This window comes from Paenibacillus sp. GCM10027628, assembly GCF_042676385.1.
GTDB lineage: Bacteria > Bacillota > Bacilli > Paenibacillales > NBRC-103111 > Paenibacillus_E.
In genome coordinates this window covers 54,283-78,463 of the sequence record NZ_JBHTHA010000017.1, presented here as the reverse complement: position 1 = coordinate 78,463, position 24,181 = coordinate 54,283, and the positions used below count along the sequence as shown (strand labels likewise).

Sequence of the window (24,181 nt, the reverse complement as noted above, 5' to 3'; positions counted from 1 at the left end):
TTCAAATCCACGGTCTATGTGGAATTGAAGGCTTGTTTTCTGGCAAAAGTAGATCGCAGTGGAGAGGGATACATCTATAATGGCTTATAAAATGCATTTCCTACAGCAAATTTGATCTAAAATGAGGGAGGGTTGCCTAAAAGTGCAGTAAAACTATAATAAAAATGCAATTTTAATTCTATTAAACAATATTTATACATGATATAGTAAAAAAAGGGAAGGGAGGTGATACCTATTGATCACTTCGTAACCCTCATAGCTCTGATCGCCGTATTTGTGATCGCATTATTTTATTCAACAGTCAGTTTTCGCGCTAAATGGAGCAAAATTGAGATTGAATTGAAGGCTGATCGCAATTCACGAAAAAAGAAAGAACCCGACCACGAATCGAGTTCTTCCAGTGACAAAGATATGAGATAACCAGGATGGGCAGGCGCATTGGTTCGCGCCTCTCGCCTGCCTCTCCCTAATATTATTTTAATCATAACACCTTTACTCTAGACGTAGCAAGGTGTTATTTCGTTTGAGTGCAAGATTACTTTACAAAAAAATCATTGCCAACAGCAGGGGGATTTTGGTAATATAAATTTCTCTCTCTACGCGGCGGCTGCGACGATAAGCTAGATTTATTAACGGAAACATGTTCTGAAAAACAGGAGGTGTTACATGCTTTTTGCAGTTTTGGCGCGCAAGGCGTACGCCAGGAACTTGCAGTATCGAGGGGCGCATTTGCTGCATAATGCGGTAAGCGCTGCGTTTGGCTTTATTTATGCGAGCATCTGGACGGGTTTGGGCGGGGATGCGTCGCTAGGCGACTACGGCCAGAAGGGGATCGTGAGTTATATCGCTTTTAACCAGGCGATTCTGTGGATCACGTTATTCACGACCAACGGGCTCGGACTCGAGCAGTCGGTTCGTACCGGACAGATTGCGGTCGATCTGATGCGGCCCGTGCACCTGTTCTACCAGGCGATGAGCCGGGAGTGGGGGCAAGTGCTCTACCATTTTCTTTACAAGTTTCTGCCGATTTATATCCTCTATTTCTTCATCTTCTCCTTACAGCTTCCGCATCAAGCATCCGTGTACGGCTGGACAGCGATAGCGCTCGTATTGGCAGCCTACATTTCCATTTGTACGAACTATTTAATTGGCGTCGCCGCTTTATGGACAACTGAATCTCGATGGTTCTACTGGGTGAATTATGCGCTGAGCATGTTGTTATCCGGTTTTTTTATCCCTTTGGAGTGGTTGCCAGGCTGGCTGCGCACGATTAGCTTTTGGTCCCCTTACCCGTATTTGCTTTATTATCCGACTCGGATCTACATGCAGCTTGAACATGGAACAGTTGTGCTCGGCGCCCTTATCTGGTGCATCGGGTTTACTTGTGTCTGTCTGGCGGTTACGCATGGGGTGCGCCGAAAGCTGGAGGTGCAGGGAGGATGACGAGTCTGAGGCTCTATATGCTGCTCATTAAAGCGAGTTTGCGAAGCCGGATGCAGTACAAATTCAACTTCCTATTTTCGACCGTGATGGCTGCAATGGTACATATTTCGGAGTTTCTGATGGTAGCGCTTGTGCTCATGCGGTTCGGCAATATTAAAGGTTGGAGCCTATATGAGGTATGTTACTTGTATGGCGTTATGATGATGTCGAAAGCGATCTATCGCTCTTTTGCCTCGGATGTGCATCACTTGGAAAAATATCTCGTTACCGGCGATCTTGATCCGCTGCTGACACGGCCGATACCGGTGCTATTAGCACTCATGACGCAAAATAACCGTATTTTATTCGCTGAAATGGCGCAAGGCATCCTGCTGCTCATTGTTGCCATGAGAGAATTGATGGCAGACGGGCAGCTCAGCTGGTCCGCCATTCCATTTACGCTGCTGATTATAGCAACGGGAGCCATCATCCTATTCGCCATCGGTCTGGCGACAGCGGCTGCGGGCTTTTGGCTAACCCGAATCGAGTCGCTGCAAAATATGACCGAAGACGCCTCGCAAACGGCGGCGCGATACCCGCTTTCCCTTTATCCCAAGTGGCTGCAGGGGGCGCTGTTGGTGCTTATTCCAGTCGGTTTTGTGAACTACATACCCACTTTATATCTGCTCCGCGATCAAGGCGGGATCGGCATGCTCCTGGGAACGGTAGCTGTCGCTGCAGCAGCATTACTGCTTGCTATGCGTTTCTGGAAGCTGGGCTTGTCTCGATACCAAAGCACGGGAAGCTGATTGAACGATGAAAAGAGGGGAGCGATCTTCATGATAACCGTCACTCATTTACGCAAAACGTTTCAAACCCCGCTTGTCCGGGAGGGGAAATTCGCCGGCATCCGCACCTTGCTATCTAGAGCCTACAAAGAGAAGGAAGCGGTTCGGGATGTGAGCTTCAAGATTGAACCTGGCGAATTTGTCGGGTATATTGGACCTAATGGCGCAGGCAAATCGACAACGATCAAAATGCTGACCGGTATCCTCCACCCAAGTTCCGGTGAGGTGCTGATTCACGGGCTCAGCCCGCAAAAACATCGCAGACGCGTCGTTCAGCACCTCGGTGTTGTGTTTGGTCAGAGAAGCCAGCTATGGTGGGATTTGCCGGTCAAGGACTCCTACGAAATTCTGGCTGCCATGTATCGCGTCGATGAAGCCTCTGCACGACGCCGGCTAGGCGAATTAACAGAACTGCTGGAACTTGGCGAGTTCCTTGATACGCCCGTACGCAAGCTGTCGCTTGGGCAGCGCATGCGGGCTGATCTGGCTGCGGCGATGCTGCATGACCCGGATATTTTATTTCTCGATGAGCCGACGATTGGGCTCGACGTGGTCGCTAAGCGGAATATTCGCGGCTTTCTGAAGGCGCTGAACCGGGATTTCGGGAAAACAATCCTGCTCACCACGCACGATATGGACGACATTGAGCAGCTCTGCGAACGCGTCATCGTCATCAACCATGGGCAAATCGGCTACGACGGTTCGATTGCCGAGCTGCGCGAACGGATTGGGCTGCCTACGATGATGAAGGTGACCTTTCGCGGTCCTTATCAAGTCCCGCCAAGCTGGGAACTCCCGTTTCGCATCGTGGAACAACAGGCGGATATACTTACTTTAGCCTGCAATCGTCAGGAGCTGAAGGCAATGGAAGTATTGCGTGTCGTCAGCGGTTGGGGCGACATGGACGATGTACATATGGAAGAACCGGAGTTTGAAGAGGTTATACACGGGGTATATAAATAGATAGCACAGCATACTCGGTCGGTACGGAAGGAGAGAACCCAACAATGGCTATTCAAAAAGAAGAACGCGAGCAAGAAGCGCAGCGCGTTGTCGCCGTGCGAGCAAGTATCAAAAAGCGAATCGGCGAACTAGGTCAAATTGCCGATGAACGTCAATCCGAGGTGACGGCGATCGGCCGCGCCTTCTGGGACGATATCTCGGTCAACGCGGACAACGCTGACGATATTATCGAGACCGCGGCCAGCATGGCGCAGCAGGAACAGGTTCTGCTCGGACAAAAGCGAAGCCTGGGCGTCGCGCAGGATGCACTGCGCAAGCTTCAACGCGTCGTGGATTCGCCGTATTTTGCCCGGATCGATTTCATCGAGAAGGGGGAAAACCAGCCCGATAAGATCTATATCGGGCTGACTTCCTTCATCGAACCGAAGACCGATGAAATCCTGATTTATGACTGGCGAGCGCCGATCGCCAGCGTGTTCTATGATTATCCGCCGGGGCCTGCGACGTACCGGACGCCGGAAATGGACGTCAGCGGCGAGCTGCTGCTGAAGCGGCAATATATTATTAAAGCCGGGGCGCTGCAGGATGTGTTCGACACCGGCATCAGCATCGGCGACGAGATGCTGCAGCAGATGCTCAGCCGCAGCGCCGACGAGCGGATGCAAAGCATCGTGACGACGATTCAGCGCGAGCAGAACCAGATCATCCGCGATGACCGGCACAAGGTGCTCGTCGTGCAGGGGGCGGCCGGCAGCGGCAAAACCTCGGTCGCGCTGCAGCGCATCGCGTATTTGCTGTACAAATATCGGTCGACGCTAAGCGCCGATAATATGATTTTATTCTCACCGAACTCACTGTTCAGCGATTACGTCTCGAACGTGCTGCCGGAGCTGGGCGAAGCCAATATGCAGCAGACGACGTTCCAGGATTATTTAGCGCATAAGCTGAGCGGAACGGGGCTTGCCATTGAGGATCCCTACGACCAACTGGAGTTCATTCTGAACGGAACGGAGCAGGGGCAAGATTCCGGTGCCTATGAGGCCCGCCTGCAAGGCATACGCTACAAGACATCGGCAGCATTCTTGCAGGTTATTGAAGCATACGGCGACAAGCTGAAGACGAGCGGCATCCGGTTCCGCGATTTTGCGGTCGGCAAGAAAGTGCTGCTCACCGCAGAGCAGCTCAGCAATCGCTTCTACGGCAAGGCGTCTACACAGACGATCGGTGATCGGATGGAACATCTGACGGAATGGATACTCGGTCAGCTGGATGAGATTCAAATCGATGTGGAGAAGCGGTTCTACCGTAAAATGGTACGCGAGCCGAAGTACATCGGCACAGATCCGGAAATGAAGCGCATGAGCAGAAGCAAAGCGCATAAAGCGATTGAGCCGCTCAAGGAACAAGCGCGCAGTCTCGCTTATATCGACGCGCTCGGGATGTACCGCGATTTATTTACGGATCCCGCGCTTCATCGTGAACTGGCGCAAAGCGCAGGACAAGAGCTTCCATCAGCATGGGATACGATTCGTGCCTTCACGGTAGAAGCTCTTGATCAAGGCACGATTCTTTACGAGGATGCTACGCCTCTTGTTTATTTGAAGGGCCTTGTTGAGGGGCAGCTGCGGGTCGGCACAATTCGCTATTGCCTGGTCGATGAAGCGCAGGACTATTCGCCGTTTCACTACGCGTACTTGAAGAAGCTGTTCCCGCGTGCCCGCTTTACCTTGCTGGGCGACTGGAATCAAGGCATCTTCACGCACGCGAATGCGAGCGGAGGTACCGGCGGCGGCGCTCAAGCCGGCGAGTATGCCTCGATCAGCGAGCTGATGAAAGAGGACGAGACGGAGACCATCCGTCTCGTCAAGAGTTACCGCTCGACACGCGAAATCACCGAGTTCGCGTGTCAGGTACTGCCGAACGGCGAGCCGATCGAGCCGTTCAGCCGCAGCGGCGAGCCGCCGCGCCTCACGCGCGCGGCGGACGAGACCGAGCTCAGCCGCCTCATCGCGGCGGCTGTAGGGGCGCGGCGCGACGGCGGAGCCAGCTCCGTCGCGATCTTGTGCAAGACCGAGCGCGAGACGGAGCGCGCGCACGCCCTACTGCTACCGCTGCTGCCGGGCCTGCAGCGCATCCATAAGCAGACGCAGCACTACGAAGCTGGCGTCATGATCATGCCCGCGTACCTCGCCAAAGGGCTCGAGTTCGACGCGGTGATCCTCTACGACGCGGGCGCTGCCGTCTACGCGGAGGCCCGGGAGCGCAAGCTGTTTTACACGGCTTGCACCCGCGCTCAGCATCACCTGGATGTGTTCTTTCTAGGTGAACTTACACCTTTTCTCAGGACGAAATAGACGGAAGTCCATACCCATCTGCCCTGATCTTCATAGGATGTATCAAGCAACAAGGAGCAGTTTTCGAAGGGCAGAAGGGAGGAATAACCATGTCTCATGTTGGATACACTAGCACAGCTGTTGTTCTGGTACTGTACATTCTGTTAGTCATCATTCTTGCAACATTCTAGTTCCGATTATCTTGCAATCAAGGGGCCGCATTCCACGACAAAGTGGGGGCGGTCTTTTTGTGTTCTCAGATGTATGGATTGTACGGTTCTGGATATCTTAACAAAAAAAGGAACGATTCGATATCCTTGAGGGAGAATGAAGCATGTTTGCCAACAAGAAGGTCTCGCCTCTGCAATTATATTTTGTCTTTTTCCTTTCCATCGGCATCACGAATCATGTACTGTTAATTCCGGTTCTTCTTCATTATGGGAAACGGGACTCCTGGATTGGCGCCGCTGCTTCCATAGTTCCATTTGTCCTCTGTGTCATCCTGATCTATTTGGTGATCCGAAAAACAGCTCAACAGAAAATGATCGATTGGCTGAAACAGCGATTTGGGGCATTCGTTGCATTTCCGATTAAGATCATTGTCATTGCTGCATGCGTTTTACATGCCAGCGTCACTTTGAAAGATATTGTCATATGGACGCATGTCTCTTATTTACCTCGCACACCGCCTTTGGTTATTACGATTATTTTCCTCATGTTTTGTTTTTTTGCCGCTTTAGCAGGTCTGCGAGCCATCGCGATCGCCTCGGGTTTACTGCTTCCGGTAGTCGCTTTACTCGGTTTTTTTGTTATGGGAAGTAATTTTCACTATAAGGATTACAGCTTGCTTATGCCTCTTTTTACACATGGTTACGGACCTGCAATCAAATCGGCCTTACTAACGAATGGGGCATCCATCGAGTTGATGACCGTTCTGTTTCTCCAACATCATGTCTCCGCGAAAATTCGATTATCCTCTCTGTTGATGGTATCGATCTGCCTTACTGGATTAACAATAGGGCCATTGATGGGAGCAATTACCATATTCGGGCCCTTTGAAGCATCCGATCTGAGATACCCGGCATTCGAACAGTGGCGCATGGTGGCACTCGGCAAATACATTTCCCACCTTGACTTCCTATCCATATTTCAGTGGATTTCCGGGGCGTGCGTCCGGATGTCCGTTTTATTGTTCCTCATACTGGATGTTATCGGCGTCAGTAAGCCTAGAAGACGGACCTACCTAATGATAGGATTGAGTCTTTTCTTCTTAGCAATAGGCTTGTATCCGATGGAAGACAATTGGTTCAGGATGCAAATCGAGACGTGGTACTATCCTCTCATTCTTGGTGTTGGTTTGCTTTTGCTGCTTGCCCTGCTTATCTTATCGAACCTGCCGGTGAAACGAAAGGAGAGGAAGAACTGAATGAATGAACAACATTTTCGTGAATGGTTTGCTAAATCTGCGGATGTCGTCCTCAAGTCGTACCGATTAAGTGACACGAACCAAGCCCCTAACGTTCTACTGATGTACTGTGAGGGGATGAGCAAAATCGATCAAATCGAGCATGTGGTTCTTCCTCAGCTGCATGCCATGTTCACCGACGAGCTGAATCTTGAGATATCGAGACTGGACGTCAATACGATGCTTCAGTTGGAAGAGATTACAGGCCCTAACCTCATGGAATCGCTGACGGTTCGCCTGTACCAGGGGCAGCTTCTACTTTTTTTTGAAGATACTCAGCTCGTGTATGCCTTGAATATCGCATCTCCGCCTAACCGTTCGCCTGAAGAATCCAGCACGGAAACATCGATCAAAGGTCCTCGTGATGCGTTTACGGAGGATATCACCACCAATATTGCGCTCGTGCGTAAACGTCTGCTGACCCGCTCGCTTTGCTGTGAGAAAATGGAAGTCGGGAAAAGGAGCCATACCGCAGTGGCTCTTCTTTATATGGACGATATCATGGATATGAATATGATTACGGAAGTCAGGCAGCGGCTGCTGGCTCTCGACGTAGATGGCTTAATCAGCAGCGCTCAATTGGAGGAACGGGTATCGGGGCGGAAAGCGCCAATTTTTCCGCTTGTGGACTATGCAGGAAGACCTGACTATGTAACCGACTGCTTGCTGCGAGGGCGATTCGTCATTATGGTTGACGGGTCGCCAATGGTATTGATTGCCCCGGCCAATCTGATGCTGATTTTGAAATCCCCGGAGGACGTTCACTTTCCGTTTTATTATGTCGCCTTCGAACGTATCCTAAGGATAGGGGGATTGATCGTATCGATGCTCCTCCCGGGCTTCTGGATTGCGCTTTCCGCATTTAATATTGAACAGCTCCCCTTCCCGCTGGTTGCAACCATTTCTTCATCCAGATTGGGGCTTCCCCTCTCGGGACCGATGGATATTATTATCATGCTCGTATTGTTTGAGTTGTTCCGTGAAGCAGGCATGCGGCTGCCTAAAGTGGTTGGACAAACAGTCACCGTCGTGGGCGGACTTATTGTCGGGGACGCGGCTATACGAGCAGGCATCACGAGTCCCACCACGCTGGTTGTTACGTCAATATCGACCATTTCCATGTACACACTTGTGAATCAATCCTTATCAGGAACGGTAACTGTGCTGCGTATCTTGATATTAGTGATTTCTGCGATATTCGGTATATTCGGCTTCATGCTGGCGCTTATGGGCGTTATCCTCTATTTGTCAACGCTGGAGTCATTCGGAGTTCCGTACTTATCCCCCTTGTCGCCGCCTCAATTCGGGGAAATGGTTGCTTCTTTGTTAGCGAAACCCTGGAGCAAATTAAAGCGAAGACCCCATTCTTTGAATCCGAATGATGCTACGCGTCAAGGTCAAGGAGAAGGGCCCTCATGAAACGCAGGTTATACCTAATAGGCATTAGTCTAATTCTTTTGGTTACTCAGACCGGATGCTGGGATATGAAGACGATTCAAGATATGAACTATATCACAGCGATAGGCTTCGATTACAAGAACGGTCACTTCCAAGTCTATAGCCAAATGCTTGATTTTTCTAATGTTGCTAAGCAAGAAACCGGGAAAACAAGCGGAGCAGCTTCGGTATGGGTGGGGCGAGAAGAAGGGGAAACGGTTAGTGAGGCTTACAATAAATTGTACAAGACATCCCAACAGCAAGTGTTCTGGGGGCACGTATCCGCGTTTGTGTTTAGTGATGAGGCCTTGCGTCGTGGTATGGGGAAATTCTTGGATGGCTTTGCAAGGTATAACGAAACAAGGTTCAAGCAGTGGGTATACAGTACGGAGGAGCCCATTGATCGTTTATTCGCCGTGATGCCTTTTTTTAATTTATCGCCGATGGCCTCGATTCTTGCTCACCCTGAGGACAGTTACCGGCAACACTCCTTCATAAAACCTGTAAGGCTATATAAAGTAATTGCGAACGTGAGAGAGCCCGGAAACCGGCTGATGCTGCCCTCTTTAGCCATTGAGAGAGAAGTATGGAAGAAGAATAATAAGCCGGATCCGAAATTGGAAGTTAGCGGCATTCATGCCATGAATGGTGAGGATAAGCTGGAATGGCTATCGGAAGAACAATTGAAGGGCTTACGATGGCTGCAGGAAGCAACGTCGCGTACACCGCTAGTGGTGGTCATGGACGGCAAGAAAGCTGGTTCTGTTTCTATTCAGAAGCCAAAGGTAAAGATCAAACCGATCATCCATGACGATCAGGTTAGCTTCGACATTCATATGAAATGTAAGGCGATTGTGACTGAAATCTTAATTGAATTGGATGACGAGACACAGAGAAAGCAAACTGAAAAGCAAATCGCCGATGAAGTCAAGCAGACTTTTGAGATCGGGAAAGCCCAAGACGTCGATATCTACCAGTTGGAACATCTCGTATACCGAAAATCTTTTGCAGATTGGTCGAGGTTAACTAACAACGGCGCTAAGCCATTAAAGGCCATCCGGATTGACAATGTGAAGATCGATGTCGATCTCATGCATTCCGGGATGTATAAAATGCGGAAGAAGCATAAGGAATACTGAGGTTTGGCGGTTGAACCTTGCGCGTCTAAATGATCCATAGTATGATGATAATAACAAAAGAGACGGTGTCGCGACCGTCTCCTGTACAGACTTGGGTGGGCAACCTCCAAGATGTAAGTAGAGAAATAACCCACTAGGCGACCAACCTGTAGGTGGGTTATTTTTCGTTTCATGAACGTCAGAAGTGCCAGAATAAACATTCCGAACAAAACCAGATTGTTAAACGAGAATATTTTCATAGGCAAGATCCTCCTTTCCGGAGGCAGCCTATCCACCCAAGGTTGAGCTGAACTTGCATATTATACCATTTGGAGTCTATCATCGATAGGCTCTTTTTTCTTTTCCTTCATCCAATTAATAAATATTTAAGAATTGTTTTAGGCGTGGTTTAGAACTGTTTTAGAGGCAGTTAAGGCTGGGGGGATATGATGAATACATGGAAGCGAGGGACGCTTTCAAATTAGATAAAGCGAAAAGCTTACGGAGGAAGAGATATGAACAATAAGTTAGCGATGATGGGATTAGGTGTGGCGGTAGGAAGTATGATGCTGGTGACTTCGGTATATGCAGGCGTTGGTGATGCTCCCGGATACGAGGCATTCAAATCAGCTTTCAAACAGACGGCCGCGGTAGACAATGTGACTCGTCAGGTGAATGTATCTTTAGAGGATAACGGAGCTTCACTCCTGAACGTGAAGTCTACCATTAAGAGTGACCGCAGCGACCGCACAGGCAGCGCAGAAGTGACTGTGGTGAACGGAAAGGACACGCAAACGATCCATTTTTACAGCCAAAATGGCAAACAGATCGTGAAATCGGATGATTCCGATGTCTACAAAGTGATGGAAGGCGACAACATGCACGGCAAGTTCCGCGAGCTCGAAGGGAAGCAGCACACCCCGGATCCGGCGACGGCTCAAGAGGTTGAGAATGTGGTCGACGCTTTGGTCGGCAATATGAAGAATTATGTGACGATGGATCAAGGGGCCGGCAATGCCAAGGAGATTCATTTTAAATTGTCAGGCAGCCAAATTTCTCCGGTGGTGAATACGATCGGATCGCTGGTCATTAAGCATGGCACTTCCGAATCCAATCAGCACCCGGTACCGGCCAAAGCAGATACGCTGGGTATCGATGTCAGCACGCTGAGAAACAGCCTTCCGCAATTGACGACAGACATCAAAATGGACGCGGTCGAGGTGAATGCGACAGTAGATGCAGATAACCATATTACGAACCAAACGGCGCAGGTTCACATCTCAGGTAAAGATGCAAAAGGTGCGGCACATGACGTTGTATTGAACGTAGATATGACGCTTTCCAGCTTGAACAGCACTACGCCTGACACCGTAGATTTAACCGGTAAACAAGTGGAAACTGTGAAATTCGACGAACAGTCCCGCAAACATTGGGGCGCAGCGAACTAATTCGCAAACAAAGCAGAGTGGAGGCGGAATGGCGACCATTTCTCCTCCTTATTCCTTTAACAAAAGAGGTGGGGCGGATCATGAATCCCGTTGTGGAAATTAAGCAATTAACGAAAATATTCGGCAACTTGCGCGGCATTCACGAAGTGAATATGACTGTGCAGCAAGGCGATATCTATGGTTTCTTCGGTCCGAATGGCGCCGGTAAAACAACGGTCATGAAGATTATGACCGGTTTAAGCAGAGCGCAACAAGGCGAGGTCAAGCTTTTTGGCTATAACGTCTCAACCCATTACGAGCAAGCGATGGCGAAAGTCGGCGTGCTGATCGAAACGGCGGAAGCCTACTCGTACATGAGCGGCAGACGCAATCTGGAGCTGGCGGCTCGTTTTTACCCCGGGATCGGAAAGAAGCGAGTCGATGAAGTGCTGGAGATCGTGGACCTCACCCCGTATCAGCATGAAAAGGTGACGGGCTACTCGCTAGGCATGAAGCAGCGGCTCGGTCTTGCTGCGGCCATGCTATCCAAGCCGGAGTTGCTAATCCTCGATGAGCCTACGAATGGCCTCGATATCGAGGGCATGGTACACATTCGCGAGATCATTATGCGGCTTGCCCGCGAAGAGAACATCACGTTCCTCATCTCCAGCCATCTCATTCACGAGATGGAGCTGATGTGCAATCGGATGGGCATCCTCCATCAAGGACGGCTCGTTCGCGAGGGACTCGTTGCCGATTTAGTCAAAGGCAGCGCAACGCTGGAAGAAGCGTATTTGCGCGAAATTAAAGAAGTCAGGGGGCTAGCCGCTCATGCTTAGCTTAACAGCCAACGTATGGAACGAAACGATAAAAATCGCGTCCAAAAGGAAGACGCTCTTTTTTCTTGCCGTCACATTGCTAATGCCGGCAGCCGCAGGCCTCTTGCTGGCTCGCTTCCAAAACGGCATCGGTATTGGCGCCATCGCGTCGCAGGATTTTCCCATCATTATGCTTGGTTTATTCACTAGCCTATTTTTGCCGCTGTTCGTTTTCATGGGAGCCGCAGATGTGTTCTCCGGCGAAATGGGCGATCGCACGATGAAAGTCACACTGACCCGCCCCATCACACGGTTCAAGGTGTTTGCTTCCAAACAAATGGCGCTCGCCATTTACATTGCTCTCTATCTAATCGCAGGTTTGCTGGCTTCGATCTTATCGGCGCAATTTTTCCAGCATTTTGGCGGCTTCGGCACCGTAATAGACTGGATGCTAGCCTATGGTTCCGCTTTCGTGCCTTTGCTCGTCCTTAGCATCGTGGCCGTATGCTTGGCGCAATTTTTCTCCAGCAGCAGTTCGGCTTTGACGGTGAGCATTCTTTTGTACCTGGCCTTTAAAGTGGCGGCGTTCTTCATCCCGCAAATTGCGACTTACTCACCGACCGCATACACGGATTGGCATATGCTCTGGATTGGCAGCACCATGGCGGGCAATAAAATTGCTAGTATCTTTATGTTTTTGGTAGCGTGTAGTATATTATTTTTTACAGCAGGATTCTATTTTTTTGACAAAAAGGAGATTTGATCCAGATGTCGATTCGTTTACGGCTGGTGCTTTCTTATATAGCCATGCTACTTGTGCCGCTTGTGCTTTCGGGGCTAGCCGTGATCTTGATCAGCATCGCGACGCTAGGCAATTTAAAGTCGGTGTTTCAGGTCGATTTTTCTCAAGGCAATCCGATCAAACGTGTCATCGATCAGGAAGCGGAGACCGTCGCTTACATGAAAGCGAAGTCAGAGCTGGAGCCGGATTTGTTTCTCAATGAAACGTTTGTCAAAGATCTGGAAGAGCGTCTGCACAAAATCAACATGGGCTTAATCATTCGCAAGGATAAAGAAATTACGTACGCTTCGCCCTATTTAAAACAGGGGGAGGCCGAAGATACATCCAAACTGCCTACCTTCGGCACCTCATCAGGGCATTTTCAGAGAAATCAAGGTTCGCTGTGGATAACTCGCCAGCAGGATTTTCTTTTTAGCGATAAGAGCAAAGGATCTGTGTTCATCTTTTTAGATGGCAGCTCGTTTCAAAAATATTTGCATCAATTTTCGAATGCCGTCATTTTTGCCTTTGTTACGATTCTCGTCGTAACGAACGGAGTGCTGACTTATTTCGTATCCAAGAGCATTATCCGTCCTCTGAAGGCGCTCAAGCGGGCAGCTGAGGAAATTAAGGAAGGCAACCTCGATTTCGAGGTGGTTCCTCATTCCGATGACGAGATCGGCGAGCTAAGCATCGCATTCGAAGAAATGCGGCGCAAATTGAAGCAATCCGTCGAGATGCAGCTCCAATACGAGGAAAACCGCAAAGAGCTCATATCGAACATCTCCCATGATCTGAAAACACCGGTAACCGCGATCAAAGGTTATGTGGAAGGCATCATGGACGGCGTTACCAATTCGCCCGACAAGTTGGACCGGTATGTAAGAACGATCTATAACAAAGCGGCCGACATGGACCGGCTTATCGATGAGCTATTCCTGTTCTCCAAGCTGGATCTGGGCAAAGTGCCGTTTCAGTTCGAAAACGTCGACATTGGCGGATACGTGCAGGATTGCGCGCAAGAATTGCAATTCGATATGGAGAAAAAGGGCGTCCATTTCGTTCTTGGCACACTTCCGAAGGTGCCGCTGTTCGTCACAGCCGACCGTGAAAAGCTCAAACGCGTCCTGCTGAACGTGATCGAAAATGCGATGAAATACAGCGATGAGTCTGACTGCACCATCCGTTTAGATGTGAAAGAAATTGACGGCAACGCCGTCATTCAAATAGAAGATAACGGCCAAGGCATCTCCGAAGAGGCGCTTCCGCATATATTTGACCGCTTTTACAGGGCGGACCCGTCCCGGAACACCTCGACAGGAGGAAGTGGGCTCGGACTCGCGATTGCCAAACAAATTATGGAAGAGCATGGCGGTAGAATCGGGGCCACCAGTACGCTGGGCAAAGGAACGACCGTTTATATGGTATTACCGCTGAACAAGCAGGAGTAGGGGGCAAGCAGGATGAGCCGCATCTTAATAATTGAAGACGAACAGAGCATCGCCGAGCTGGAACGGGATTATCTAGAGATCAACGGGCATGAGGCGGATATCGAGAACAGCGGGGACAAAGGACTCCAAAGAGCGATCAGCACCGATTATGATCTGATCATTCTCGACCTGATGCTGCCCAAGGTGGATGGTTTCGAAATTTGCCGGAGAATCCGCAGCGAAAAGGATATTCCCATCCTGATGGTCTCGGCCAAAAAGGAAGACATCGATAAAATACGCGGCTTGGGCCTCGGTGCCGACGATTATATCATCAAGCCCTTCAGCCCGGGAGAGCTCGTGGCGAGAGTGAAGGCGCATCTGGCCCGTTATGAACGGTTAATGGGCAAACGGGAGACTAAGAACGATGAAGTCCGCATCCGCGGCTTACTGATCGATAAAACAGCGCGCCGCGTCTTCGTCAACGACAAGGAAGTCATCTTCACGACTAAGGAATTCGATTTGCTGGCGTTTTTGGCGATGAACCCGAACCGGGTCTTCAGCAAAGACCAGCTGTTCGATCATCTGTGGGGGATGGACTCCATGGGGGAGATCGCCACCGTAACGGTTCACATCCGCAAGTTGCGGGAGAAAATTGAGCAGGATCCGTCCAATCCGCAATATATTGAAACGATCTGGGGAGCGGGGTACCGGTTCCGGATATGACGAAAAGAAAGCCTGAGATGAGCGATGACCTCATTTTAGGCTTTTTTGCACTAAAAAAGACGTTTGATACTTAAAGTGCGTGGGGATAGCTGACAATGGTTGTATAGAGGATCTCATTTTAGGCTATTGCTCATTGTTCGTTAGAGACTTCTGTTCGTTAATAAGACACTCAAGAGACGTTAATATTTCGAGTTTGGATGCCAAATAGGGTTATATAGAACAATGTTCCATAAATAACGAATAAGGTGCGCTATTTAAAGACTTTTGTTCGATCGAGCCGATTTTCACCATACCTTGGACGATTTAGCGTCAAACTATATCCTTATTAACGACCTTGGTTCTTTGTTCACGTCTCACGTGCAAAACACCTAATAAGGGCGCTATGATAAAATGGCTTTTATTCATAATGGACTTGAAAATACTACGAAAGTGTAGTAATTTAATTGTGTGGCATTTAATACGATATCGTAGTTTATTAGCGGAAGCGAAATTGCAATCAAGTGAGTTTTTTTGTTCTATTACTACGATATCGTATTAATTGGGAGCCGACCTGATTTTGACCTGATTGAACAAGAAGGAGGACACGGCTTATGGGCAATCGAACAAAGTTGCAAGATCTGGAGGACATCGCGAACTGTCTGGAGGATGTGAAAAGCATCGTATGGGCAAGACTTGTACCGAAAAAGGCAAGGACCCATTTTCGGCAAGCGGAAAAAGAGGCATTACTTGGAGTGCGGTCTCTGCTTGATGCGGCAATTGACCGTTTGGAGGAAGACAACGCCGAGATACGAAGACATGAAGGAGCTCGGTTGAAGCAGATTCCTGTTGAAGAGTAAGGCGACTTACGAAGTTAGCTTAATATGGATCATCGGACAATTGCTGCGCTAGTTGACCCTTGGGTAAGGCATTCCAATCCGCATTTCGTTGGCTGGCAGGTATTCGTTCTCTCCATCATAGGGGCCATTTGTATGCCTATTTCCGGGTTCTGGATTGTCATTCCTCAAGCTCTCTACATCTTAAAACGATAGGCAGGTCCTATGAAAATGATTGGAAATTAGTAATTGTTCCCAGAAGGCTCTGCATCTACAATAATAAATGTAGCAATGCTACATAAATGTTGCGTGAGGGAGCGATGACCATGTCAAAAGCAGTATTTTATCATGCAGGGTGCCCGGTTTGTGTGGAGGCGGAGCAAGTGTTTTTGGGGTATTTGGATAACGGGAAAGTTGCAGCGGAGATCGTTCATTTGGGGACGAACCGGAGCCGGATCGCCGAAGCGGAGCAGACGGGTGTGAAATCCGTACCGGCGCTGGTTATCGATGGAGTAGTTTACCATATTAACTACGGCGCCAGCCTGGAGGATGTCAAAAATAGCTGATTGATAAGTAACACATGAGCGAGAATACAATGAGACGGGGCGCGCGTGCCTCGTTTTTTTGTTTCCTGCGAGACTATAATCGCGTGCTTGATTCACTATGCAGAGCTCGTTCTTAGTCTTGAGAAACCAGAAGCGTGCGTGTAAAATGGGACGTAAATCAATCTCTTTTCACGAAAGGGAACGTGCACGTGATGTTTAACCCTCAGGATCGGAAGACGAATCACACGGCCCGTGTCGGAATGGCGTTATTTCGAATGACGCAGGCTGTGAAAAAAATCACCCAAAAGGATAGCGACGCATTAGGCCTATCCCCGGTTCAGGTACAGGCACTGCTGTATATGTATCATACCCGAAGTGATGTTGCGACCATCGGAAACCTTGCTGCTGCCATAGGGGCGACGCATGTGACAGCAGTTAAATTGATCAACGGACTGATAGACAAAGGACTCGCCGTTAAACAATCCAGCCCGGATGACCGGAGAGTCACGCTGCTGCAGCTTACGTCTGAGGGAGCGGCGGCTGTAGAGCAACTCGACGAGTGGGGAACAGCGCTTGAAGAGGCCGTACAGAACATCCCGGAGGAGCTGATGGACAGCTTCGAGCTTGGGCTCGGGGCGGTGCTTGAGGCTCTTCAAAAGCAACAGGTTTTAATTGTTGCCGAGCCATGCATGGGCTGCATACATTTTCGCCCGGATGAGGGGACAGGGGAGCTCCAGCATTATTGCGCCATGATCCAAAAATTTTTGTCTCGTGAGGCAACGCTTAAGGAGTGCCCAGAGCACACGCCATCCGTCTAACAGTAAGGTTGCTTGGAACGGGTTGATGTCATTAACTGATCGATGAATGCCCGACTGGCGGTGCAAAGAAATTTATTTTTCCGGTATAAGATGCCGACTTCGGAGAGCACAGCAGGAACTGATATCGGTATGACACGAATAGCGGGGGAGTTTCGGTGAGCGAGGTACGAGCTGGGCAGCACAGTAACCCCTATCCCTTGAAGTACCATCGCCAGAATCGAATCGACCGAGGACATTTCAAGCACGGGCGCGGGGACGAAGTCAAACGTGCGGCAAGCCTCGTTAATTCGTTGGCGCACATAATAAGAATCCGGAAGCAGAATGCTCGGCGTTTCTTGTAGAATTGCAAGCGTCACCTCGTTCACTTGGACAACCGGATGATCGGCAGGTGCGGCGAGGCTGAGTGTTTCCGTATAGAGCCGTACGCTTTCCAAACTTTCGTGTGTCTCCATCAAATAAGCAATGCCCAGATCCAGCTCATTATGCAGTAGCTGCTCGTAGATCTCCTGATTGCGCATTGTTTGAAGCGACAGGCGGATGTTCGGATAGGCTAGGCGGAAAGCAGCTACGCTGGACGGTAGTACGGAATGAATCGCCGAAAGCAGAGCGCCGGCTTTCAAACTCCCTCTTTGAAGGCCTTGTAAATCGCGAATGGCCATTTTCGCTTGCGCAAGCTCATGAAAGACATTATAGCAATGCTGGAGCAGAATGGTCCCGGCTTCGGTTATAACGTTTTTTTTACCGATCCGGTCAATTAATGGCGTACCGAATTCGTCTTCCAGATTCCGAATCTGCTGGCTTAAGGAAGGCTGGGCAATACCGAGCTTCTCTGCGGCCCTTGTAAAGTGCAGTTCCTCACATACAGCGATAAAACACTCCATTTGCCTAATCTCCATGACAGCCTTCTTTCTTTAAACATACGATTATTGGAAATTGTATCATGACTCTTGCTCCTTTGGATCAAGAGTTTTTGTGTTTTCTTGACAAACCCTGCATATAAATTAGCAAATGGCAAATGCAGTTATTTACAAAATGTAAATGTTAAGATATTGTAAAAGTTATTTACAAATCCCGCTTTTTCTGTGTGAATATTTGCTTCTAGTTTCTTACGTAGGGGGAGAGCACTTATGATGCTTAGCGTAGACGTTCATTTATTACTCAAATTAGGGATCTCGGCTGTATTTGGTTTAATTATCGGTTTGGAACGGGAAGTGAGAAATAAGCCGCTGGGGCTGAAAACTTCACTCGTTATTTGCTTAAGCAGTTGCTTACTGACGATTGTTTCTATAGAGTCCGCGAATAAGTATGCGGTTGCAGGCTTGCATGTGATGGACCCGATGCGCCTTGCTGCGCAGGTCGTCAGCGGAATCGGCTTTCTGGGAGCAGGCGTTATTCTCAGGAAGCATAATGATGTCATTATCGGACTGACGACGGCTGCGATGATCTGGGGAGCGGCGGGGCTTGGTATTGCGGTTGGAGCCGGGTTTTACGTGGAGGCGTTCTTCGGACTTGTACTCATCATGATCAGCGTGGTCGGACTGCCCTATTTCATTAAAAAAGTCGGCCCTAAACCTTTAATCATGAAAGACCTGCGCGTCAGACTCATCGTGTCGCATGATGCGAATTTAACCGCAATTATTAAAGCAATCATCGCCAAAGGTTATAGAATGCAAAGCGTTCACATTAAGGAATTGAATCCTGAACATCAGGAGCTGAATTTCATCGTATTCATCGATCGCAAGTATGCTTCGGAAGTATATGATGAGCTGAAAAGTATGGAATATATTGAAATCGTTGAGGTTGAGACGCTCTAACTTTCGATGGGGCTGCTGGGTGTGATACTAGTGAAACGCTCCCCGCCCTGCAGCTTTTGGCGCCGAAAACCCTCGGACTATTTAACTCCGTATGCACGAGTTTAACAGCAGTATAGTTTCATGATACAGGTTCCGTTAGATATTCAACGAAATAACATCCAGGTTAGTGGTTAATTGAACCTATATGGGAGCGAGGATAAGGTCATTCACAAATACCAAAACGATTTCACCGTCGAGAAGAACTCCGCAAGGGTTCTTTTCTTTTTTGCCATTCCCACCCGGGTATTATCGAGTATAATGTTTCTAACGAGTGTGGGAAGAACACAACCGGCCATGGACGCCGAAGATCAGGGGACTCGAAAATAAAGCAATTTATCGAATGAAGCTATGAAAGGGATGACAACACGTGTGGCAGAAGGTCGCTAACTGGAACACCTTGCGCAATCAGATGTTGGCCGGATTCGTGTCGGTCATGATTGTCGTTCTTATCTGCGCAGGCATTCTTACGTTCAATTCGGTTTCCACGCTTCTGAATACGAAGGCTGAGACGCAGATGCTGCAAACCGCCAGTCTAGCTGACGGCAGGTTGGAAGCGCTTATAAATCAGATTGATACTTTGACTTTGCAGGCTATTAACGATACGTACCTACAACAGCTCTTTTTCTCGCTTGCTAATGGCGAGGCCGTAAGTTTCAGCCAACGGCAGGCTTTGATGCAAATCGATAATCATATTCAAGCGTATAGCAACGGCGTAAGCAGTGTCGAACTGTATTCCTCAGATTTTAAGCGAATGTATCCGCTGGATGAACAAAATTTGAGTAACCGAGTGACGAGCAATTGGATTGAACAGGCGGACAAGGAAAAAGGAAAGCTGCTTTGGATTGGCAACGATCCTAGAGCCCCTGGTTCAGTCCTGGCCATTCGTCGTATTAATTTAATTGATCGCTGGTTCTCTAATGGCGGTTATTTGCTTGTGACCATAAAGCGCAGCTATTTTGAATTTCAGCCTGAGATGCCTCAGTCAGGCCATCGGGAATTGATGCTGCTGGCCGATAGCGCGTCGAGACCTATTGTTGGCGATGGTCAAGCTCTCGCGGATGTAACCGAGCTGATGCATGAGGATTCCGAGAAGGTTACGCTCGGGGGGCAGCGATATATTTTAGTGAAAAAGCTTTCCGAGAAGACAGGCTGGACACTAATGATTCTGTATCCGGTCAGCGATATTGCAGATGGAATATCTATTTTGCGTGTGGCGATTTTTGTTTCCGGCGCGATAGGCTCTGTCCTCTTTATTATTTTGTCATTCCTGCTTTCAATGATGATCACGCGGCCGATTTTGCGACTTATGCGGGCGATGAGAAATACCAGGCAAGGCGTATTGACGCCTAATCTATCGAAAACGTATACGACAGAGCTGAACGACCTCAATATGACCTACAACCAAATGGTGGATAATATTAATCGGCTTATTAAACTGGTGTATGAGAAAGAAATACTTCAGAGCCGGACGGAATTGCTGGCGTTGCAAGCCCAAATCAATCCGCATTTTTTATATAATACCTTGGAGGCGCTTTATTGGTCATTAGAGAAAAAGGGTGAGGAAGAACTGGCCGATCTTGTGATCTCCATGTCCGATTTGTTTCGTTATGTTATTAGCGGCCCGAATAAGGACGAATGGGTGACATTGGGCGATGAACTGGACCATATTAAACGGTATTTGGGCATTATGAGCGTAAGGTTCGGCTCCCGTCTGGACTGGCAAATTCATGCCTCGAACACGTATAGCAACGTTCCGATTCCGAAGCTGCTAATCCAGCCATTGGTGGAGAATGCGATTCTTCACGGCATGGAAGGGAAAACAGGACCCGGGCTGATTACCATTGCCGTGGAGCCGTCACCAACGGATACATCCGATTTGCGGATTACGGTCAGTGACGATGGTCCGGGTATGAATGAACGTACGCGGAGCGACGTTATGGGAGCCGTGAATAGCGAAGGCGCTTCATCCGGCAAAGGGAAGGGCATGGGCCTTTCCAATGTCATGCGCCGCATTAAGCTCTATTACCCGTCGCTAACCGGAGACAATCGCGGTTTGTCGATCGACAGCACGCCCGGACAAGGGACAAGCGTTCGGTTTGACATTCCGATTCATAGGGAGGTTCACCATGATTCAATCGGGGAAGACTATTCTAGTCGTTGACGACGAACCGTTGACAAGAGAAGGCATTTGCAAATCATTGGAGTCCTGGTCGGCAGGACGCCATCAAATATTAAGCAGCAGCAACGGTTCGGAGGCGTTGGAACTGCTGAAAACCCGCCTTGTTCATCTGCTCATCACGGATATCCGAATGCCGGAGTTGAGCGGTCTGCAGGTCGTTGAGGCAACGCAAGGCATCCTTCATAAGCCCGTTGTCATTATTATTTCCGGGCATCCGGACTTTCAATATGCCCAATCCGCCATCCAGTTGGGTGTCGTCAACTATTTGCTTAAACCGGTTCAAAGGAGCAAGCTGCTGGATGCGGTTGAACAGGCGCTGCGGATCGAAGAAGAGCGAGGCCGCGTGGAAGCGATGGAGAAAATCGTTGATTCCAGGCTGATGCAGGCCAAAATTGAGGCGAACCATTATAGCCCGCCCGTTCAACAGGCCTTGACTTACGTCGAAGAGCATTTGACAGAGCCGCTGGGCATGCGCGAAATCGCAAACCAAATTCATCTGAATCCGAGCTATTTCAGCGCGCTGTTTAAAGAGCAGACGGGCTTTACGTTCAGCGAATTTGTCACGCGGAGCCGAGTTCAGAAGGCCAAAGAGCTGCTTCTGCAAACGCGGCTTACGATCGCCGACATTTCCGAGCAGGTCGGGTATCAAACGCCGAAATATTTTATCAAAATATTTAAAGATTACGAAGGAATCAGTCCGAATCAATATCGCAAGCAGGTCGATTGAGGCCGAATTAGGAGCAAAAATCTAAAAATTGTGGAATATTTCCCGATGGTCGTTACCTCCTGCAATCGAAATGAAAACGCTACAATTATTTACGTAGCACACAAATGAAATGAGGGGGATTTGCAGATGGTAAGAAAAACGCTTACATGGACATTGACGTCAATGCTTGGCCTTAGTTTAGTCCTTTCAGGTTGCTCCAGCTCGGGCAACAGCGGTGGAAGCGCGCCGGCAAAGGATGCTTCGAAAGACAATACAGCAAGCAGCACGAGCTCCGCTCAACCGGCTAAAAAAGTTACGATCAAAATGATGCACCTATGGCCAACTGGAAGTTCGGCAACACAGAACAAAATTGTAAACGATATCATCAATGAGTACCAAGCAGCAAATCCGAATGTAACGATCGAACAAGAAGTGCTTGAAAATGAGCAATACAAAAACAAAATGAAAGTGCTTTCGACTTCCAACGATCTTCCTGACGTGGGCATCACTTGGGCGGCGGGTTACATGGACCCTTATGTAAAAGGCGATATGTTTGCTCCGCTTGACGATTTGCTGAAAGGGGATCTGAAAGACAAGTTCGTGAACGGAACCACGGACGCTTATGCATTCGGCGGCAAAACTTACGGTCTTCCTGTAGAGCTCAACATCGTACCGGTTTATTACAATAAAGCCATCTTTGCCAAATATAATCTGACACCGCCAAAAACATATGACGATCTTAAAAATATCGTGAAAACGCTTAGCTCTAATGGCGTAGAACCAATCGCGCTCGGAAACAAAGATCGCTGGACAGGTTCGCTGTGGTACATGTACCTCGCAGACCGTATTGCTGGAGCGGAAACATTGAAAAATGCGATTAACCGCACAGGTACTTTCAACGATCCAAGCCTGATTCGCGCTGCTTCTGAAATCCAGCAATTGGTTGACATGAACGCATTCAATAAAGGATTCAACGGACTTTCCAACGACGAAGGCAAAGCAGAGTTCATGAACAGCAAAGCCGCTATGTACATGATGGGCACATGGGAGCTTCCGAACTACACAACGAATAAAGATGTACCACAACAGTTCAAAGACCAAATCGGTTTCTTTAAATTCCCGACTGTCGGTGGCGGAAAAGGCAACATGGACAGCTGGGTTGGCGGACCAGGCGTAGGCTTGTTCGTAGCGAACAACTCTAAAGTTAAAGAAGAGTCCAAAAAATTTGTAAGTTTCTTCGTTCAAAAATGGGGTGAGCACGCGATTTCCGAAGCAGGCGTCATCCCAGCGACGAAAGTAGACACTTCCAAAGTGAAACTGCCGCAAATGTATATCGACCTTCTTAATGAATTAAATAAAGCAAGCAACATCACACTTTTTGCTGACGTACAAATGAAGCCTGCTTCCGCTGAAGTGCACTTGAACATGATTCAAGCGTTGTACGGCAAAGCCGTGACGCCGGAAGATTTCGCTAAGAAGCATGAGGAAGCTTTGGCGAAAGAGGCCAAGTAAAAGAGGTAATTTTAAAGATTAACCGGAAAGGTCATATCTCCCTACTGTGATATGACCTTTCCCTCTATTTAGTAAGGAAGGGGAGTGTCTGGTGTGGATAAAGTCATGTCCAACAAATCCATTATTGCATTGTACGTCATTCCCTCATTGCTTCTGATTATGGCCCTAATTTATATGCCGATCGTGTTGACGGGCTATTACGGATTAATGAAATGGAACGGCGTAGGCAAGATGAGTTTTATCGGTTTGCAAAATTATACGGAGCTGCTGCATGACGAAATGTTCTGGAACAGTGCGAAGCATTCATTTCTGCTTGCAGTTTTCTCGACGCTCAGTCTAATCGTTTATCTTCTCGTCGCGCTCGTCCTTTCCGCGCAAATTCGCGGCGCAAACACGTTTCGCAAAGTATACTTAATTCCGATGCTGCTGTCTTCTGTTGCCATTGCCCAACTATGGTTGAAAATATTTCACCCGACAAACGGCATATTGAATCATATGCTGATGTCGCTGGGGATTGAGAATACACCTGAATGGCTTTCAAATCCTTCCATTGTTTTATATGCGATTTTCATCCCGATTTTATGGCAGTACGCAGGATTCTATATTTTGATTTATTATGCCGCTTTGAAAAACGTTCCTTCTTCACTGGTTGAAGCAGCCCGCATTGATGGCGCTAGTCCATGGCGCATTGCGATATCGATTCGGGTTCCGCTTATTGCCGAGGTCATGAAAGTGACGATCGTTCTCGCCGTTGTAGGTTCGCTCAAATATTTTGACTTGATTTACGTTATGACGGGCGGAGGTCCCAACGGTTCCAGTGAAGTGATGGCTTCCTATATGTATATCAAAGCGTTCAAAGAATACGATTTTGGCTATGCCAGCGCAATCGGCTTCTTCCTGCTTATCATTTGCCTATTCATGACATGGCTGATCCGCAAAGCGACGGCTACCAAAGACAGTATCCAATATTCGTAACGAAAGGAGATTCCGA

The 24,181-nt window shown here is 48.6% G+C and carries 22 protein-coding genes; 21 read left to right on the top strand and 1 reads right to left on the bottom strand.

Annotation, left to right across the window (positions count from 1 at the left end; genetic code table 11):
- Positions 1-666: 666 nt before the first annotated feature.
- From ACFQZT_RS15905 to ACFQZT_RS15830, 16 genes are all read left to right on the top strand, one after another.
- Positions 667-1,443: an ABC transporter permease gene (locus tag ACFQZT_RS15905; protein WP_379301516.1), complete on the top strand. Its 777-nt coding sequence runs from the start codon at positions 667-669 to the stop codon at positions 1,441-1,443.
- Positions 1,440-2,231 carry an ABC transporter permease gene (locus ACFQZT_RS15900; protein WP_379301514.1) on the top strand — a complete coding sequence of 264 codons (792 nt, stop codon included), beginning with the start codon at positions 1,440-1,442 and terminating at the stop codon, positions 2,229-2,231. The genes ACFQZT_RS15905 and ACFQZT_RS15900 overlap by 4 nt, the downstream gene beginning before the upstream one ends.
- A 30-nt stretch (positions 2,232-2,261) precedes the next feature.
- Positions 2,262-3,233 carry an ABC transporter ATP-binding protein gene (locus ACFQZT_RS15895; RefSeq protein ID WP_379301512.1) on the top strand — a complete coding sequence of 324 codons (972 nt, stop codon included), beginning with the start codon at positions 2,262-2,264 and terminating at the stop codon, positions 3,231-3,233.
- A 44-nt stretch (positions 3,234-3,277) separates the two neighbouring features.
- The gene (gene helD, locus ACFQZT_RS15890) at positions 3,278-5,587 is read left to right on the top strand and encodes an RNA polymerase recycling motor HelD (protein WP_379301510.1); all 2,310 of its coding nucleotides are present in this window, start codon (positions 3,278-3,280) and stop codon (positions 5,585-5,587) included.
- Between the two features lie 313 nt (positions 5,588-5,900).
- The gene (locus tag ACFQZT_RS15885; protein WP_379301508.1) at positions 5,901-6,992 is read left to right on the top strand and encodes an endospore germination permease; all 1,092 of its coding nucleotides are present in this window, start codon (positions 5,901-5,903) and stop codon (positions 6,990-6,992) included.
- Positions 6,993-8,450, top strand: a complete 1,458-nt coding sequence (locus ACFQZT_RS15880) for a spore germination protein (RefSeq protein ID WP_379301506.1) — start codon at positions 6,993-6,995, stop codon at positions 8,448-8,450.
- Complete coding sequence (locus tag ACFQZT_RS15875; RefSeq protein WP_379301505.1) at positions 8,447-9,607, top strand: Ger(x)C family spore germination protein; 1,161 nt, start codon at positions 8,447-8,449, stop codon at positions 9,605-9,607. Before ACFQZT_RS15880 ends, ACFQZT_RS15875 begins: the two co-directional genes overlap by 4 nt.
- Positions 9,608-10,101: 494 nt before the next feature.
- Positions 10,102-11,034, top strand: a complete 933-nt coding sequence (locus ACFQZT_RS15870) for a hypothetical protein (protein WP_379301503.1) — start codon at positions 10,102-10,104, stop codon at positions 11,032-11,034.
- An 80-nt stretch (positions 11,035-11,114) separates the two neighbouring features.
- Positions 11,115-11,852, top strand: coding sequence for an ABC transporter ATP-binding protein (locus ACFQZT_RS15865; RefSeq protein ID WP_379301501.1), 738 nt, complete (start codon positions 11,115-11,117; stop codon positions 11,850-11,852).
- The gene (locus tag ACFQZT_RS15860; protein WP_379301499.1) at positions 11,845-12,594 is read left to right on the top strand and encodes an ABC transporter permease; all 750 of its coding nucleotides are present in this window, start codon (positions 11,845-11,847) and stop codon (positions 12,592-12,594) included. Before ACFQZT_RS15865 ends, ACFQZT_RS15860 begins: the two co-directional genes overlap by 8 nt.
- A 5-nt stretch (positions 12,595-12,599) precedes the next feature.
- Complete coding sequence (locus ACFQZT_RS15855; protein WP_379301497.1) at positions 12,600-14,063, top strand: sensor histidine kinase; 1,464 nt, start codon at positions 12,600-12,602, stop codon at positions 14,061-14,063.
- A 12-nt stretch (positions 14,064-14,075) separates the two neighbouring features.
- Positions 14,076-14,765: a response regulator transcription factor gene (locus ACFQZT_RS15850; RefSeq protein ID WP_379301495.1), complete on the top strand. Its 690-nt coding sequence runs from the start codon at positions 14,076-14,078 to the stop codon at positions 14,763-14,765.
- Between the two features lie 590 nt (positions 14,766-15,355).
- Positions 15,356-15,601, top strand: a complete 246-nt coding sequence (locus ACFQZT_RS15845) for a hypothetical protein (protein WP_379301493.1) — start codon at positions 15,356-15,358, stop codon at positions 15,599-15,601.
- A 24-nt stretch (positions 15,602-15,625) separates the two neighbouring features.
- On the top strand, positions 15,626-15,793 hold the full coding sequence (locus ACFQZT_RS15840) for a DUF6463 family protein (RefSeq protein WP_379301491.1): 168 nt from the start codon (positions 15,626-15,628) through the stop codon (positions 15,791-15,793).
- Positions 15,794-15,903: 110 nt separating this feature from the next.
- The gene (locus tag ACFQZT_RS15835) at positions 15,904-16,143 is read left to right on the top strand and encodes a thioredoxin family protein (protein ID WP_379301489.1); all 240 of its coding nucleotides are present in this window, start codon (positions 15,904-15,906) and stop codon (positions 16,141-16,143) included.
- Positions 16,144-16,334: 191 nt separating this feature from the next.
- On the top strand, positions 16,335-16,940 hold the full coding sequence (locus ACFQZT_RS15830; RefSeq protein ID WP_379301487.1) for a MarR family winged helix-turn-helix transcriptional regulator: 606 nt from the start codon (positions 16,335-16,337) through the stop codon (positions 16,938-16,940).
- Here the strand turns inward: ACFQZT_RS15830 and ACFQZT_RS15825 are convergent.
- Positions 16,937-17,836 carry a LysR family transcriptional regulator gene (locus ACFQZT_RS15825; RefSeq protein ID WP_379301485.1) on the bottom strand — a complete coding sequence of 300 codons (900 nt, stop codon included), beginning with the start codon at positions 17,834-17,836 and terminating at the stop codon, positions 16,937-16,939. The genes ACFQZT_RS15830 and ACFQZT_RS15825 overlap by 4 nt on opposite strands.
- Before the next feature lie 231 nt (positions 17,837-18,067).
- Between ACFQZT_RS15825 and ACFQZT_RS15820 the strand changes: the two genes are divergently transcribed.
- The 5 genes from ACFQZT_RS15820 (at position 18,068) to ACFQZT_RS15800 (ending at position 24,165) form a co-directional block, all read left to right on the top strand.
- Positions 18,068-18,754 (top strand): MgtC/SapB family protein, encoded by a 687-nt coding sequence (locus ACFQZT_RS15820; protein WP_379301483.1) that lies wholly within the window; start codon positions 18,068-18,070, stop codon positions 18,752-18,754.
- Positions 18,755-19,160: 406 nt separating this feature from the next.
- Positions 19,161-20,954: a sensor histidine kinase gene (locus ACFQZT_RS15815; RefSeq protein WP_379301481.1), complete on the top strand. Its 1,794-nt coding sequence runs from the start codon at positions 19,161-19,163 to the stop codon at positions 20,952-20,954.
- Positions 20,920-21,699 carry a response regulator gene (locus ACFQZT_RS15810; RefSeq protein ID WP_379301479.1) on the top strand — a complete coding sequence of 260 codons (780 nt, stop codon included), beginning with the start codon at positions 20,920-20,922 and terminating at the stop codon, positions 21,697-21,699. Before ACFQZT_RS15815 ends, ACFQZT_RS15810 begins: the two co-directional genes overlap by 35 nt.
- Positions 21,700-21,825: 126 nt before the next feature.
- Complete coding sequence (locus tag ACFQZT_RS15805; RefSeq protein ID WP_379301477.1) at positions 21,826-23,190, top strand: extracellular solute-binding protein; 1,365 nt, start codon at positions 21,826-21,828, stop codon at positions 23,188-23,190.
- A gap of 93 nt (positions 23,191-23,283) precedes the next feature.
- Positions 23,284-24,165: a carbohydrate ABC transporter permease gene (locus ACFQZT_RS15800; protein ID WP_379301475.1), complete on the top strand. Its 882-nt coding sequence runs from the start codon at positions 23,284-23,286 to the stop codon at positions 24,163-24,165.
- The last annotated feature ends 16 nt before the right edge of the window (positions 24,166-24,181 follow it).

Bases quoted from the DNA above. Each gene is read 5' to 3' on its own strand.
- ACFQZT_RS15905 (WP_379301516.1), top strand. From the start codon at position 667: ATGCTTTTTGCAGTTTTGGCGCGCAAGGCGTACGCCAGGAACTTGCAG.
- ACFQZT_RS15900 (WP_379301514.1), top strand. From the start codon at position 1,440: ATGACGAGTCTGAGGCTCTATATGCTGCTCATTAAAGCGAGTTTGCGA.
- ACFQZT_RS15895 (WP_379301512.1), top strand. From the start codon at position 2,262: ATGATAACCGTCACTCATTTACGCAAAACGTTTCAAACCCCGCTTGTC.
- helD (WP_379301510.1), top strand. From the start codon at position 3,278: ATGGCTATTCAAAAAGAAGAACGCGAGCAAGAAGCGCAGCGCGTTGTC.
- ACFQZT_RS15885 (WP_379301508.1), top strand. From the start codon at position 5,901: ATGTTTGCCAACAAGAAGGTCTCGCCTCTGCAATTATATTTTGTCTTT.
- ACFQZT_RS15880 (WP_379301506.1), top strand. From the start codon at position 6,993: ATGAATGAACAACATTTTCGTGAATGGTTTGCTAAATCTGCGGATGTC.
- ACFQZT_RS15875 (WP_379301505.1), top strand. From the start codon at position 8,447: ATGAAACGCAGGTTATACCTAATAGGCATTAGTCTAATTCTTTTGGTT.
- ACFQZT_RS15870 (WP_379301503.1), top strand. From the start codon at position 10,102: ATGAACAATAAGTTAGCGATGATGGGATTAGGTGTGGCGGTAGGAAGT.
- ACFQZT_RS15865 (WP_379301501.1), top strand. From the start codon at position 11,115: ATGAATCCCGTTGTGGAAATTAAGCAATTAACGAAAATATTCGGCAAC.
- ACFQZT_RS15860 (WP_379301499.1), top strand. From the start codon at position 11,845: ATGCTTAGCTTAACAGCCAACGTATGGAACGAAACGATAAAAATCGCG.
- ACFQZT_RS15855 (WP_379301497.1), top strand. From the start codon at position 12,600: ATGTCGATTCGTTTACGGCTGGTGCTTTCTTATATAGCCATGCTACTT.
- ACFQZT_RS15850 (WP_379301495.1), top strand. From the start codon at position 14,076: ATGAGCCGCATCTTAATAATTGAAGACGAACAGAGCATCGCCGAGCTG.
- ACFQZT_RS15845 (WP_379301493.1), top strand. From the start codon at position 15,356: ATGGGCAATCGAACAAAGTTGCAAGATCTGGAGGACATCGCGAACTGT.
- ACFQZT_RS15840 (WP_379301491.1), top strand. From the start codon at position 15,626: ATGGATCATCGGACAATTGCTGCGCTAGTTGACCCTTGGGTAAGGCAT.
- ACFQZT_RS15835 (WP_379301489.1), top strand. From the start codon at position 15,904: ATGTCAAAAGCAGTATTTTATCATGCAGGGTGCCCGGTTTGTGTGGAG.
- ACFQZT_RS15830 (WP_379301487.1), top strand. From the start codon at position 16,335: ATGTTTAACCCTCAGGATCGGAAGACGAATCACACGGCCCGTGTCGGA.
- ACFQZT_RS15825 (WP_379301485.1), bottom strand. From the start codon at position 17,836: ATGGAGATTAGGCAAATGGAGTGTTTTATCGCTGTATGTGAGGAACTG.
- ACFQZT_RS15820 (WP_379301483.1), top strand. From the start codon at position 18,068: ATGATGCTTAGCGTAGACGTTCATTTATTACTCAAATTAGGGATCTCG.
- ACFQZT_RS15810 (WP_379301479.1), top strand. From the start codon at position 20,920: ATGATTCAATCGGGGAAGACTATTCTAGTCGTTGACGACGAACCGTTG.
- ACFQZT_RS15805 (WP_379301477.1), top strand. From the start codon at position 21,826: ATGGTAAGAAAAACGCTTACATGGACATTGACGTCAATGCTTGGCCTT.